The following is a 14,864-nucleotide window of genomic DNA, read 5'->3' as shown; positions in this document are numbered from 1 at the left end:
TATGTTCGATTATAGCGCGCTGGTGGCGGCTTTGTCTTCTCGAAAATTGCGCCAGGCGCTAGTCCGCGCTGGCTTCCACCCCGTACATGGTGAGAAAGCAGGCGGGAATGCGCGCCAGCGCGTGGGCGTGCTGGCCGGCGTGGCGGGCGCGGTAGGCGCGTGGCGAGCAGCCGGCGCTACGGTGGAACAGCGTGCTGAACGAGCCGAGGCTTTGGAAGCCAACTGCAAAGCAAATCTCGGTGATGCTCAGGTCGCTGGCGGCCAGCAGCGCCCTGGCCCGCTCGATGCGTCGGCGCATGAGGTACTGGTGGGGCGTTTCGCGAAAGGCGGTGCGAAACAGGCGCAGGAAGTGGTAGCGCGAAAAGCCGGCCTGCGCGCCAATCTGCGCCAGGTCGATCGGCTGGTCGTAGTGGCGGTCGATGAAGGCGCGGGCGCGCAGCAATTGCAGCTGGCTGGCGTTGCTCATAGCTCTTCGGCGTCGTCGAGGGTTTGCAGCACGCGGTGGGCCTTGAGCGCCAGCCAGAGTGCCAGCCGCTCTTCGGAGTCATCGAGGTTCAGCCCGCTAATCTCGGTGATGCGTTCGAGTCGGTAGAGCAGCGTGTTGCGGTGGACATGGAGCGCCTCGGCGGCACGGGCCAGGTTGCCGAGGTTGGCGAAAAACGCATCGAGTGTTTTCAGCAGCTCGGCGTGCTGCTTGCGGTCGTAGTCGGTCAGCGCGGCCAGCGTGGTGCGGTAGAAATCCCACAGCTCGGGCGATTCGCGCAGCAGCAGGAGCAGGCGGTACACACCCAGGTCGCCAAAATCGAGCACATGCGCGGTGTCGAGCAGCTGCCGCCCGAGCAGCAGGGCTTGTTCGGCTTCGCGCAGCGAGCGCGGCCAGGCGCTGACGCTGGGGGCTTCTTTGCCAATTGCCAGCACCACGCCGGGGATCTCGGGTGTGAGCCGGCCGCGCACTTGCTCGGCCAGCTCGCGCGGGCGCTGCGTGCGGCCGTTCAGCGGCAGGTAGCACAGCACGCCATCGGCGCGGCGCATGGTGGGCGCGCTCAGCTTCAGTGCGGCCAGGGCATTATTGAGCGCTAAAGTCACGCGCGTGGCAGCTTCGTCGGAATCGCCCGCTTCGCTGCTGGTACACAGCAGTGCAAGGTGCGGCTTCCGCAAGTCGTAGCCCAATTCCTGCCCGCGCCGCAGCAGTGCCTCGCTGTCGGCGGGCGGGCCAGCCAGCACACTTTGCACGAAGTCGCCGCGCAGACGCTCTTCGGCGGCCAGCACCGCCTGTTCCTTTGCCAGCTCCAGCGCCAGCGCATTCGCGCCCTGCTGCGCAGCCTGCTGATCCCATTCGTCCAACCCTTCGCCAGCCAGCGCCAGAAAGCCCATGCGCTCGCTGCCCGCGCCCAGCGGCTGCACCCAGATTTCCTGCCCCAGGTGCGTGCTCGCGCCGGCCTCGGTGGGGCGCAGGGTTTGCAGCGCCACGCGCGCCGAGCCACGCGCCTTCAGGCCGCGCATCTCGCCCGCAGCAGAATAGCAGGCCACGCCGCGCCCGGTGCGCTCGGTCAGCAGCTCGAGCAGGCCGGGCATGCCCACGCCAGCCAGCGAGCGCTGGGTGAGCAGGTTGCCAAGCTGCGCGGCGCGGCGCTCAAGCTGCGCCTCGTGGTCGCTGATCAGCCGCTGCACCTCGCGCTCGGCCTCGCGCAGATCCGCGCCCGAGGGCAGGCCCAGCAGCGGCATGCGCGCCTGGTCAGCCGCTGATCGCGCCAAATCGCTCACTTCGCCAATCACGCCAATTGCCGAGATCGGCACCGCTGCCAGGCGCTCGACCAGGCTCGCCAGCGTCAGGCGGTCGTCGAGCGCTTGCAGCGCGCTGACCGACACCAGCGCGATTTCGCCGCCGCGCAAATTGGCGAAAGCCGGCAGCGTGGCGCGCGGCGTCACCACCCAGGTGACCTGGCGCTGCAGGCCGGGCGCGCCGGCGGCAATGCCCGTGCCAGGGGGCAGGGCGAGGCGCAAAACGTCATTTACGGTAATAGCGGCCATGGGGTGGGTACCTTGCCTTTGAGCGCGAGTTCCATGCCGCGTATTGTAGCAAATATTGACAAATATATTTCAGCGCATTTGTAGGTTTTGTACAGCGCGTTCGGGATGCCGACGACCGGCGGCTGACGACGGAAAGAATAAACCGCAAAGAGCGCAAAGGGCGCGAAGGGTTTGAAGTTACAGGTTACAGGTTCGCAAGTTGCAGCACCCTGCCGACTGCCAACTGCCGACTGCCCACTGCCAACTGCCGACTGCCAACTGCCCACTGCCAACTGCCCACTGCCCACTGCCCACTGCCGACTGCCCACTGCCCACTGCCGACTGCCGACTGCCAACTGCCGACTGCCCACTGCCCACTGCCGACTGCCGACTGCCGACTGCCGACTGCCGCCTGTGGCCTGCGAACTGCCAACTGCCAACTGCCAACTGCCAACTGCCAACTGCCAACTGCCAATTGCCAACTGCCAACTGCCGACTGCCGACTGCCGCCTGTGGCCTGCTCAAGCTGTGAGATCATTGAAATCATGTGTTCGTTTCCGGCAAGACTTCTACTGCTTCCTGATGCCCGGAAACACGCGTGGCGCGGCGTGAGATAAACGAATTGTTAACCAACACAGCGCCCAAATATGCTATACTCGGCTGCGTCGTACCACGTGCCCACAAAGCAAGTTTGCACCATGTGATCTGCCGCAGCGCCATGCCGCGCAGTGTGTGATGCTGCTTTTCACAATCAAGGAAAGCTATGGACCGACGCCTTTCGTTCGTGCTCACGATGTTCCTGGCCCTGACCATTTCCTCCGCGTTTGCGGCCGCTTTCCCTTCCTCGCAAACTCCCGCCCTCGCCACCGATGAAGCCCAAACAGTCTATTTGATCAATCTCCAGCGCCGCGCCAGGGGCGTTGGGCCATTGCGCGCCAACCGCCAGCTCACCGAGGCGGCGCGCTGGTTTTCGTGGGATTCGGTCGAGAACGAGCCGAGCGGCTTTTGCGGCCACACCGACAGCCAGGGCCACACGTCGGAGTTTCGCGCGCAGCAGTTTGGCTACCCTGGCCGCGCCGGCGCGGAAAACGCTTATTGCGGCTATGTCACGCCATCCGACGCCGTGAGCGGCTGGATGAACAGCCCCGGCCACCGCGCCAACCTGCTGAATGGCGATTCGCACGAAACCGGCGTGGGCTACTACCAGCGCAGCTCCGATGGGCGCGCCTACATTACGCAGATGTTTGGGGCCGACCCGAACTTCGCGCCAACAGTTATCAACGACGAAGCGCCGGCCACCAGCACGCCCGATGTAAGCGTGTATACCTACAACCACGCCGCCAGCGACACCTTTGCAGCCATTGGCCCTTCGCAGGACATGCGCCTGAGCAGCACGCCCTGCTTTGCCGGCATTGCGTGGCAGCCCTACGCCACCGAGCGCAATTTCACACTGCCTGCCGGCACCGGCTGGCGCGACGTCTATGTGCAAACGCGCGATGCGCTCGGGCGCACGGCCCTTGCCAGCGACGCGATCTACCTGGGCAGCGCCGCACCCCCCGATCAGCTTAGTCTCGGCCAGATGAGCAGCACGGCCAGCAGTGTAAAATTGTACAACCTCAATGCCGGCGCTTTCTCGCATGCCCAGATCAGCCCGGGCTGGATTGTCGACGACACCTACACGCACTTCGAGGCGCTTTCGGGGCCGGGCGCGCGCGCAAACGACCCCGACGCGCTGGGCGGCACGGCACTGCAGCTTGGGCCGGGGGCACCAAGCACTGGCTGGGCCTGGACAACCGAGTTTGTGAAGGATGTGCCGCTGGTGGCCTACTTCCGCCTGAAAGTCGACGACAACACCAGCAGCGGCGAGATCGCCAGCTTCACAGTCGATGGCGGCGGGACGACCTATGGCCCGCTGAAGCTGCGCGGCACCGACTTTACGGCGGCGGGGGTATATCAGGATTTTGCGCTGCCGTTTACGTTCAACACCAACCCAAACAATGTCTTCCTGATCTTCAACTTTGCGAGGAGTGGCACAGCCGCGCTCTCGGTCGATGCTATTTCGATCTACACACCCGCGCAGCCGCTCAGCGGCACGACGCAGACGTGGCCGTTTCCGGGCGGCAACTATCGCGGGCAGGGCATCCAGCTGCGCTACACCGACGCGGCCGGGCATTTCTCTGCGCCAGTAGATGCACAGACCACACCCAATGGCATTGTGCTCGATTCCAACGCGCAAAGCCTGCTGGCCGAGCGCAACAGCGCCACCCACCCGCAGGCAACCGTTGGCCTCGCGGCGAGCTGCCTGGGCGGGGCGGCATTGCAGGCCAGCGCCAATGCCAGCTGGCTGCACCCAAGCATCAGCGGCGGGCAGCTGCTTCTGCTGGCCGACCAGAGCGGGCTGGCGGATGGGACATACACGGCCACCGCCACCGTGAGCGCGCCCGGGGCGGGTGGCGTCGCGCCCGCGCAGGTGACGGTGACGCTGCGCGTGGCCGAGCACGTCAGCATCACCTACGTTCCGCGAAGTTAGATAATCCACAGATTACGCAGATGCCACCGAGTATGTTTATGTTTACTTTGTCTGTGAAATCTGCGTAATCTGTGGATCTCTTTCGTCAATGCATAGGATATGTTTTAACTTTGCTCAGCCGCCCAGTTGTGCAGCTCGGCGCGATATTCGCCCGCATCGTTCGGCACGAACTTCAGGTAGGTGAACGACGACACGTAATTCGCGGGGTCGCCAATTTCGGCCCAGGTATAGCCGTGGCCGGGGCGCTCACGCAGGTGCGGCGTCCAGGTTCCGCTGTTGAAATAGTAGGCCGTGCGCTTGCCGGGCAGCTCCAGCGGCATGGTCAGCCCGTCGATGGCGAAGTGCGTGTGCCCCATCACAACCGTGCTGATGCCCGGGTCGAGCGCCATTACCTCGCGCGCGCCGGCGCGGTAATAATCTTCTTCCTCGGCACCCAGCAGCACCGAGCGCGGGCGGTCGTCGGCAATTGCCTGCACGGTTGGCTGCTTGCTGGCACCGGCGCGCATCTCGCGCCATTCTTCTTCGTTGAAGCGCGCCACCCCGGCGTTGAACTCGGCGCGCACCTGCGGGTTCGCCAGCCGCTCTTGCAGGTAGTCGCGCAGCTTGTCGTCCTTCACTTGGTTCAGCAGCGCGCCGGCTGTGCGCTGCCCGGCCGGCCATGTGTCGGCATCATCCAGCACGGTGGCAAGCTGCTTGGGTGGCAGGCCGCCCGTGAAGAAGAACTTGACGATCAGCGCCAGCGCGCCGCCAGTGTAGAACAGGTCGTTCTTCAAACCCAGGCCAATCACCTTCGAGATCGGCTTGACATTGTCGATAAACCAGCGCTCGCCTTCGAGCTGGTTGTAGATCGAGTCGACAAAGAGTGTGCCGTAGCAGCGCTTGAGCCGCATGGTGCCGGTGCCGTCGTCGCCGAAGGGATTGCTCATGCGCTCGCCGAAGCAATTTTCGGGGTCGCGCTCGTGGCCGTGCTCGATGTACACGCGCCCGCGCGCCGCCGTGCCAACGGTGACACTATAGGCCTCGCGGCGCAGGGTGCCGGCCGCGCCGGGCGGGTAGATTGCGTCGAAGATCAGCGCCCAGACATCGGGCCACAAGAGGTCGATGTCGTGATTGCCCACCAGGATGGTGATCGAGTGGCCCGCTTCCATAAATGCGCGCAGCCGCGCAAACACCGCCGGGTGCCCGCTGGCGATTTCGGGGCGCTGCCCAAGCACCACGCGCGTACGATCTGCCGATTCGGCCTCGGTGGTGCCGCGCGTGTTCAGCGGCGATTTCAGCGAAAGCTCGGGCAGGATCTGCGGGTAGTCAATGAAATCGCCCGCGATGATCAGCTCGATTGGGTTGGCGCCCGCGTCGGCGCTGATGCGGTCGAGAAAGGCGGCCAGCTCGTCGTCGGCTTTGAAATCTTCGAGCGGGTTCCAGTCGCCGTTGCCCGGGTTGCGCCCCGGCCCCAGGTGCATATCGCTGATCAGGTAGGCGGTATGGCTCATCGTTGGGCTCCTCTCGCATAGCGCGGCTTCACGAAGAACAGCGGACTCGTCGATACGCGAACGGGCGTGGCAGCGTGCAGATGAGGAATGTGCACAGGGCTACTATACTGCGCGCCGCGCTGAAATGCAATCGAGCGAGGGGTATGGGGGTTGGGGACGAGGGTATGGGGGTTGGGGACGAGGGTTTGGGGGTTGGGAGGTACGATTGTGCTCCTGCGGTGCAGCGAAAAGGTGTCACATGCTTCCTCGCAGAGCTTGAATGCTTGCTCGTGGGGCTTGAAACCTTCCTCGCAGAGCTTGCATGCTTGCTCGCAGGGCTTGAATCCTTCCTCGCAGAGCTTGAATGCTTGCTCGCGGGGCTTGCATGCTTCCTCGCGTGGCTTGAATCCTCGCTCGCGGGGCTTGCATGCTTGCTCGCGGGGCGTGAATGCTTCCTCGAAAAATGCTGGTCGTTCGCGCGAAGTAAACGACCAGCATTTTTCCGCTTCTTGCGTAAAAGGTTCGTCAGAAAATCGGTGTTGCTGATGACCAATCGTTACCATCAACAACTGATGAGCCATATAAACTACCGTGATTGCCAAAGAAATACGCGTCTAACAGATTGTCAGTTCGCTTAAGGGCAGTTACAGCTGCACCCGGCGGAGCCAGGTTTGGGCGCGGGATCAACTTTGGACCTTGACATTGGCCATCGGAACGAACCCACGAGACATTTAACTGGCCGTTAGCATCAAATGCAAATACATCGAGTTGATCCGATGAAAACTGCTGGCCTGCCGCGACAGCAATACTGTTTGGTTGAGCCGGTATCACTTCTGGTGCCGCAACAAATGTTGCGCCAGGAGTCGAAGTGGGATTTTCTATTGGTTTTGTTTTTGTGGGCGAAGGCAAAACAATAGTGGTTGCTTTTTCTGTGGCTTCTTTTGCCGGCACTGACTCAGCGCCCGGTTGTGTGGAAGAAGGTGATGGAGCAGGGGTAGAAGGGTTGGATTGCGGAACGGAGGTTTGCAAAGCGAGTGCGGTGGGTAATTCTGCCGCAGATGGAATATTGCCAGGCAACGATGATACGGCTGTGGGGCGCTCAAACATTGCAACACGCGAATTGAGAAATAATTGTACGACAAGCACCATTGCAAGCAGAGCAATAAATAAAATTCCTACGAGGATATACTTTGCGGTATTGTTGGGCCTCGCAGCCGATGAAGATACCGCTGGGGGAAATACATGCGTATTGACTATTTCCTCGTCATTTGGATGGTCTTCGATAGACACAGACCAAGCCCGCAAAGTCTGTTTAATTCGCTTAATCTGAGAACGAGAATCGTCCATTTCGCACACAATTATTTCGCTGGGTTTGTGTGCTATCGCTACTCGGTAGTCTGGCCTGATAGCAAATTTGAGGCGCTACCGAAGCGTACCTTTTTTGCGGCCTTCATCGTTTACTCTGTGAGCGGTACCCAACGAATATCGCGCAATATTTTGGCGGCGAAGCGTAAGTAATGCCAAATTTTCGTTTCCCCTCTACATCATCATTGTGGTATACTCTGCCGCATTATTCTGCAATAGCCCAAACATCTATGGTTTTCTCACGCTGACCGCAAAGATGCTCCTGGCATTTCCATGGCTGATATTTGGTGATTAAATATAAAGACCTCTATCTTGCAAAATCTTAAGGCTGTCGATTCCATTCAGGCTGCGCGAGGACTATGCTTATGACGCATCCAGACATGCCAAGCAAAGAAGAAGTTATGGCGTTTCTCCATGAGCATGTTTTCGATCCTGTTCTTGAATCGCCATCTGCCTCGCCACGACTCAAGCAGGGTATTCGCTATACGATTATGCGGATGGAACAACGCGATGCAGCTGGGGTCGTTCAATACTATTGGTCGGCGATTAGCGGCACTGATCGTAGTATTACATTTGCCCGTTTGATGCGCACCGAGGGTTTTACGCGATTTGAGGAAACGATCGACGAGTTTCGCGAACGCTTTGCACGGCTCTGGATACCATAATCAGGTTTGCTCTTCTATTGCTTTAGCGGTGTACAATGTTCATGACTCCCTCTGCCTAGCCTGCCGGAGTTCCCATGCCACCTTCCAAACCGACGCAACATCTCGCTTCTGGCATTCGCGACAATCGCGACCGTGGCAAGATCGGCGATTTTTTACGCGAACATATACATCCCGGTGCTGCGCTTTCGGTTGTTTCTGCCTATTTCACGATTTATGCCTACGCCGAGCTGCGACACCAGCTTGATGGCATTGACGAACTGCGTTTTCTCTTTGGCGACCCTCAGTTCTTGCGAAACCTCGATCCTGAACGTACTGCGCGCAAGGCATTTCAGATCGAGAATGACCAGATCACGCTTCAGAATCGTTTGCAGCAGAAACGCCTGGCTCGCGATTGCGCTGAATGGATCACGCAAAAAGTTCAGATCCGCTCGGTAAAACGCGCCGGGTTGCTGCATGGCAAGCTTTACCATATTACGAATGGCTCAACTGCCGAGGCTATTTTAGGCAGTTCGAATTTCACTGTGCGCGGCCTGGGCCTGGGCGACAATAAGAATAATATTGAGCTTAATCTTGTTGTCGATAGCCGACGCGATCAGGAAGATCTTAAGCAGTGGTTTGATGAATTATGGGATAACAACGATCTTGTTACAGATGTGCGCGACGAGGTACTTGGTTATTTGCGCCAGATTTATGCTAATCATTCGCCACAGTTCATTTACTTCAAAACGCTTTTTCACCTTTTTGAGCAATACCTTGATGATCAGCGCCGTGGCGATATTCTTGCTGCACAGTCGCAGATTGCCGATACGAGTATTTGGAATGCACTGTTTGAGTTCCAGCGCGATGGCGTGAAGGGCGCAATTACTCGTATTCTTAAGCACAATGGCTGTATTATTGCCGACAGCGTAGGCTTGGGGAAAACCTACGAGGCGCTGGCTGTCATTAAATATTTCGAGCTGCGTAACGACAAAGTGCTGGTGCTGTGCCCCAAGAAACTGCGCGATAACTGGACGGTTTATCAGGCCCATAATAACAGCCCGCTCAACCCTTTTGTGCGCGATCGCTTTAGCTATAGCGTCTTGAGCCATACCGACCTGAGTCGCGATAGCGGCCGCTCGGGCGATATCGATCTGAGCGTCGTCAACTGGGGAAATTATGATCTGGTTGTGATCGATGAATCACATAATTTTCGCAATAACGCTCGCGGCCGCCGCGATGAGGAAGGCCGGGTTATTCGCCGCACGCGCTACGAGCGGCTGATGGACGATATTATCAAGAGTGGTGTCAAAACCAAGGTGCTGCTGTTATCGGCAACCCCAGTTAATAATGATCTGAAGGATCTGCGCAACCAGCTGTATTTCCTTACCGAAGACCGTGACGACGCTTTCCGTGAAGGGCTGGGGGTAGCCAGTTTGAAGGATACCCTGGCCGCCGCCCAGCGTACCTTCACAGATTGGGCCAAACGCGGCGAACGGCAGACCAGTGAGCTGATGGAGCGCCTTAGTTCGGCCTTTTTTACCTTGCTTGATGAATTGACGATCGCGCGCTCGCGCAAACATATCCAACGCTACTATAGCGCCACGATCGATCGTTTGGGTGGTTTTCCTGAACGCGCCCGCCCAAAGTCGATCTATCCTGAGATCGACATGCGCGGGCGCTTTATGCCTTACGACCGACTGAACGACGAGATCTTGCAGTATCGGTTGTCAGTTTTCAATCCTTCACGCTACGTATTAGAGGATTTTCGCAAACGTTACGAAGCAGGCACTGTGCGTAATTTCAGCCAGGCTCAACGCGAAACCTACCTGATTGGGATGATGAAGGTCAATTTTCTTAAGCGCCTCGAAAGTTCTATTTCGGCTTTTGCTCTCACAATGGAACGAACCATCGACAAAATCGAGGCGCTTGAGCAAAAAATCATGGATTATCAAAACCGCCCTTCTGGGAATGCCCAGGTTGAAGCTGCGCCTTTGCCGTTCGATATGCTTGATTCCGAAGATGAAGAGCTTATCGATGCGCTTACTGTTGGGCAGAGCCTGAAGTTTCTGCTTGCGCACCTCGACTTGGATGCCTGGCTGCGTGATTTGCGGCACGACAAACAGCAGCTGGACTTACTGCTTTCTTCCGCACGTGGTGTTACGCCACAAAACGACGCCAAGCTTTACGAGCTGCGTGCGTTGATTCAGGCCAAAGCGAAGCACCCAAGCACCGATAAGCGCGGGCGCGCTAACCGTAAAGTGCTGGTTTTTACTGCTTTTGCCGATACCGCAGTATATCTTTACGATGCGCTGCGCGATTGGGCGCGCAATGAAATCGGTATTCATGTTGCGCTTGTGAGTGGCGGCACAGCTGCAAATCGGACCACGCTGGGCAAAGCCGATTTTAACCAGATCCTCACGAACTTTTCGCCCGTCGCAAAGCGCAGAGCCCAGATTCCACAGTTACCGCAGGATGAGGAGATTGACCTTCTCATTGCCACCGATTGTATTTCCGAAGGCCAGAACTTGCAGGACTGCGACCTGGTGATCAACTACGACATCCACTGGAACCCAGTGCGGATCATCCAGCGTTTTGGGCGCATTGATCGCATTGGAAGTGTGAATACGACTGTGCAGCTCGTTAATTTCTGGCCGACGCAAGATCTGAATAAATACATTAACCTGAAAAGCCGTGTTGAAGCGCGTATGGCTCTGGTCGATTTGACAGCGACAGGCGAAGATAATTTGCTATCGGCTGATGGGCTTGAGGAGCTTATTGCTGAAGACCTGCGCTACCGCGACCGCCAGCTGCTACGCTTGCGCGAAGAAGTTCTTGATCTTGAGGATTTCAACGAGACGGTTGCGCTCACCGATTTTTCGCTCGATGATTTTCGTGTGGATCTCAGCAAGTTTCTTGAGCAAAACCGCGATCAGCTGCGCAAGGAACCAATCGGCTTGTATGCTGTCGTTGACCACGCCTGGTCGCGCTATGAAGTAACACAGCCTGGAGTGATTTTCTGTTTGCGTCATGTTGGCGCAACAGCCGATACTCAGGCGGTTAACCCAACTCAGCCGTTTTATCTCGTCTATGTACGTAACGATGGTGCTGTACGTTTTGGCTTTGCGCAGCCTAAACAAACCCTTGAACTGTTTCGCGATCTTTGCCTTAATCGTCCCAACGCGGACGATATGCTCTGCGCGCTGTTTGATCGCGAGACCGACGATGGCGCAACAATGGGCAAGTATAGCGAATTGCTTGGCGCTGCTGTGCGCGATATCGAGCGCCGCTTTGCGCGCCGTTCGCTGGATACTTTGCAGTTCGACCGTGGCGCGTTGCTAGCGCCCGAACCTGCCCAAGCGCGCAATGCCGACGATTTTGAGCTGATTACGTGGCTGGTGATCCGGTAGGGCTTCGCTTCAGAAAGGGAAACAATGGATAGATCAGAAGAGTTACAGATAGCTCCCCTACAAGCCCAACTGAAAGCACATCGCAGAAGGCTGGAAAGCTTACAAGAAAAGCAGGCGCTCCAGGGAATTAATACACCACCAGAAACTCGCATCGAAATAGAAGATATTCAACAGTCTATTGCGCAAATAGCGCAAAAAATAGCTCATCTTGGAGTGGCAACGAATGCGCAACCGTTGAACAACTTGCCTAGCCCCTCATATGATGAATTTGTGCCGCGCCCTGCTGAGTATGATAAGGTAGAGCAGCGCCTGCGCGGTAGCCATCCTCTTGTTGCCGTTTGGGGCCAGGGAGGTACGGGGAAAACTAGTCTTGCCCGTGAGATTGCGCGTGACTGTCTCAAAGGACGTATTACAAGAACAGATGGAGTCGCATTGTTCAATGCGGTTGTGTGGCTTAAAGAGGAAGCCTTGTCAAGTCCTGATCATTTCGATGTGGTGCTGAATACGATTGCGGATACGTTAGATTATAAATTTCTTCCACGATCCGAGCTATATACTAAAAAATTGGCTGTTCATGAATGGTTACGAAGGCAGAAAGTGCTAATTGTTATTGATGGCTACGAGGCTATAGATAATGAGCAGTTCTTTGAATGGCTTCTTGATATACCTGAGGAAAGCAAGGCGCTTGTGACATCGCGTGAGCTTCGGCCAGAACTTATTCACGAGCGTCCTTTTGAGCTTTTGGGAATGGATGTTGACGAAGCCCTACTATTGACAGAGCAAATCTTACAAGATGAGGCTCAGACATACATCGATCGCAATCAGTTGAAAAAACTAATCGTTGCTGCAGGAGGAAATCCTCAAGCAATCAAGGTTGCTCTTTGTTTAGTGATTCAATCTTATATCACAATTGATGCAGCAATTACAAAACTTCAGAGAGGTCATAAACTTCAAACTCGCACGGGAAACTTATTTGATGAGTTGTTCTCAGACGCATGGTTGAAGCTCAATCAATATGCTCAGCACACACTCAGTGCGGCTACATTCTTTCCAGACTCACTCGATCGCGATAGATTAGAGTTTATAGTCAATGGCAAGCTGTCAAATGATGAGGCGATTGATCGCGCAGTCGAGCTTCTTAGAAGTTTGGCCCTTATTACCAGACAACCTCAGCTAATGATAGAGCAACCTAACGATAATAAAATTCTTTTGCCTCGATATGGCTTGCACCCATTAGTACGCTCTTTCGTAATGAAAAAGGTTGAAGATAATCAGGAGTGGCAAGCGCAAGCAACTACTCGATGGCTGGCTTGGGCTGCTCAAGCATGTGAGGAATGGCCATGGGATAATATCAAACACCTGAAGATAATAGGTGCTCGCGACGAACCAGCAATCTATGCGGCATTCAATTGGGCTGTACAGAAAAAAGACTATGCGTCAATTGTTAAAATTGCGCCTCGTATTGATCACTATTACTATGTCTGCGGTTTTTGGGAAAAGAAAAATTTTCTTGACGAGCTATGGATTGAAGCCGCTCATAACCTCGACGATACGAATGAAGAGGTTAAGGTTCTTGCCCAGCATATTCAGTTTTTGTGTCGCTTGATGAGGTTGAGCGAAGTAGAAGTATATCTGGACAGGTTACAGAAAAAAGAGCAGTTTCCTGGGCTGGATGAAAATGTCCTTACACAAGTTCGCCATGCACATGCCTTCTATGCGCTGGGGAAAGGGCAGTACCAGCAGGCTTATAAAATCATGGAAGAGTGTCGCATATCTCCTGTTCAGCCAAAGAAAAAAAATCTTGCTATTGCGACACTCCATTGGCTTGCAGTATGTCTTTATAGGTGCGGTCGGCTCAATGGAGCGAAGCAGTGGTTTGAGCGCGCATTGAGTCAGGCGCGAGCGGCGAACTATACACGTTCAGCTATTTTTTGCCAGTTGCACTTGGCTAATATTGCTCTCGACCAGGAGCGTAATGAAGAAGCTGCTGTCTTTCTTGAAGCGTGCCTCAGTGAGGCTATTGAGATCGAAGAGCGGCGTTATATCGCGCAAATATATCTGGCATATGCTCGATATTACTGGGCATTGGGTCAAAAAGAACAGGCTCGAAGTTCACTTGAAGGGGCCGAAGACCTCTACAATCGACTAAAGCTGTTCGACGATATTGAAGTTCTCAATAAGCTGCAAGGCAGAGTCTTGTTAGGGAGGGATCATTATATGCAGATACTCAATCCTCAACTCGATCTAATTGCGTGGTTACAAGGTATTGAGTCGGCTTCCCAACGAGCGCTTTTACTCGACTACGATGGAACACTAGCGCCGTTCAAAGAGAAACGTGACGAGGCTATTCCTCGCGAGGGCGTTCGCGACATCTTAAGAGATATTCTTGCTAAAGGCCGAACTCGTGTGGTGATCGTTAGTGGACGCTCTTTACATGATATCGAACCGCTTTTAGGTATCGATCCACTTCCAGAGATCTGGGGGAGCCATGGCTGGGAGCGCCGCCTGCCCGACGGTACGCGGCAGGAGCCGCAGTTTAGCCAGCAAATACGCGCAGGCTTTGATGCTGCCTTGTCTTTTATTGAGTCGGCTAAACTTATGGATCGCATCGAAAGAAAAACATCAAGTTTGGCTGTGCATTGGCGTGGGCTTGATTCAGCTGAGGCAGAAATTATTGATAGGACTGTTATGCAGGGATGGTCGCCGATTGCACAATCAGCTGGTTTTGCCATTAAGCCATTCGATGGCGGCCTGGAAATGAGCGTGCCGGGAAGAGACAAGGGAATGGCTGTGCGAACTATTCTTGCCGAGTTAGGCCGAGACGCTGTGGTGGCCTACCTCGGCGATGATCGAACCGATGAAGATGCGTTTCGTGCCTTAAAAGGCCGTGGCACCAGTTTTCAGGTTCACGATGAACAACACTTAGACATTGCCAAACGCGAAACATTAGCTGATGTTCGTTTGTGGTCACCGACCGATCTTCTTCCATTCCTGGCACGCTGGCGTTGATACGAGGGGAAAGGCCCTCACCCCCGGCCCCTCTCCCATTGCGATGGGCGAGGGGAGCAAGCGGCGCTTTGTGACGGGGGAGGAGGCAAGGCCCTCACCCCCGGCCCCTCTCCCATTGCGATGGGCGAGGGGAGCAAGCGGCGCTTTGTGACGGGGGAGGAGGCAAGGCCCTCACCCCCGGCCCCTCTCCCATTGCGATGGGCGAGGGGAGCAAGCGGCGCTTTGTGACGGGGGAGGAGGCAAGGCCCTCACCCCCGGCCCCTCTCCGATTGCGATGGGCGAGGGGAGAAGAACCCCCTTCTCCTGCGGCGGCGCGAGAAGGGGCAGGGGGATGAGGGCCAAGCAAACCGCCCTCACCCCCGGCCCCTCTCCCATTGCGATGGGCGAGGGGAGGAGAATCCCCTTCTCCTGCGACGGCGCGAGAAGGGCG

At 56.4% G+C, this 14,864-nt stretch carries 8 protein-coding genes; 4 read left to right on the top strand and 4 right to left on the bottom strand.

What is annotated here, in order from left to right; translation table 11 throughout:
- Window positions 1-58: 58 nt before the first annotated feature.
- A complete protein-coding gene (locus M1P90_RS10250) occupies window positions 59-466 on the bottom strand; it encodes a helix-turn-helix domain-containing protein (protein WP_483702519.1) in 408 nt (135 codons plus the stop codon).
- Window positions 463-2,031, bottom strand: a complete 1,569-nt coding sequence (locus M1P90_RS10245; RefSeq protein WP_483702518.1) for a helix-turn-helix domain-containing protein — start codon at window positions 2,029-2,031, stop codon at window positions 463-465. The genes M1P90_RS10250 and M1P90_RS10245 overlap by 4 nt, the downstream gene beginning before the upstream one ends.
- 742 nt (window positions 2,032-2,773) lie before the next feature.
- Between M1P90_RS10245 and M1P90_RS10240 the strand changes: the two genes are divergently transcribed.
- Window positions 2,774-4,540, top strand: coding sequence for a CAP domain-containing protein (locus M1P90_RS10240; RefSeq protein WP_483702517.1), 1,767 nt, complete (start codon window positions 2,774-2,776; stop codon window positions 4,538-4,540).
- A 104-nt stretch (window positions 4,541-4,644) separates the two neighbouring features.
- Here the strand turns inward: M1P90_RS10240 and M1P90_RS10235 are convergent, their stop codons facing one another.
- Together M1P90_RS10235 and M1P90_RS10230 are read right to left on the bottom strand one after the other, a co-directional pair.
- Window positions 4,645-6,030: a metallophosphoesterase family protein gene (locus tag M1P90_RS10235; protein WP_483702516.1), complete on the bottom strand. Its 1,386-nt coding sequence runs from the start codon at window positions 6,028-6,030 to the stop codon at window positions 4,645-4,647.
- Between the two features lie 504 nt (window positions 6,031-6,534).
- Window positions 6,535-7,356: a hypothetical protein gene (locus M1P90_RS10230; RefSeq protein ID WP_483702515.1), complete on the bottom strand. Its 822-nt coding sequence runs from the start codon at window positions 7,354-7,356 to the stop codon at window positions 6,535-6,537.
- A gap of 383 nt (window positions 7,357-7,739) precedes the next feature.
- On the opposite strand from M1P90_RS10230, the gene M1P90_RS10225 reads away from it, so the two are divergent.
- The 3 genes from M1P90_RS10225 to otsB all read left to right on the top strand — a co-directional run bounded on the left by M1P90_RS10225 (window position 7,740) and on the right by otsB (window position 14,434).
- Window positions 7,740-8,039 (top strand): hypothetical protein, encoded by a 300-nt coding sequence (locus tag M1P90_RS10225; protein WP_483702514.1) that lies wholly within the window; start codon window positions 7,740-7,742, stop codon window positions 8,037-8,039.
- A gap of 74 nt (window positions 8,040-8,113) precedes the next feature.
- On the top strand, window positions 8,114-11,425 hold the full coding sequence (locus M1P90_RS10220) for a helicase-related protein (RefSeq protein WP_483702513.1): 3,312 nt from the start codon (window positions 8,114-8,116) through the stop codon (window positions 11,423-11,425).
- Window positions 11,426-11,449: 24 nt separating this feature from the next.
- Window positions 11,450-14,434, top strand: coding sequence for a trehalose-phosphatase (otsB, locus tag M1P90_RS10215; RefSeq protein WP_483702512.1), 2,985 nt, complete (start codon window positions 11,450-11,452; stop codon window positions 14,432-14,434).
- Window positions 14,435-14,864: the final 430 nt, after the last annotated feature.

It is taken from the genome of Kouleothrix sp. 19917 (assembly GCF_057073505.1).
The sequence above is the reverse complement of the archived record's forward strand: the minus strand, read 5'-3'. Positions and strand labels throughout refer to the sequence as shown.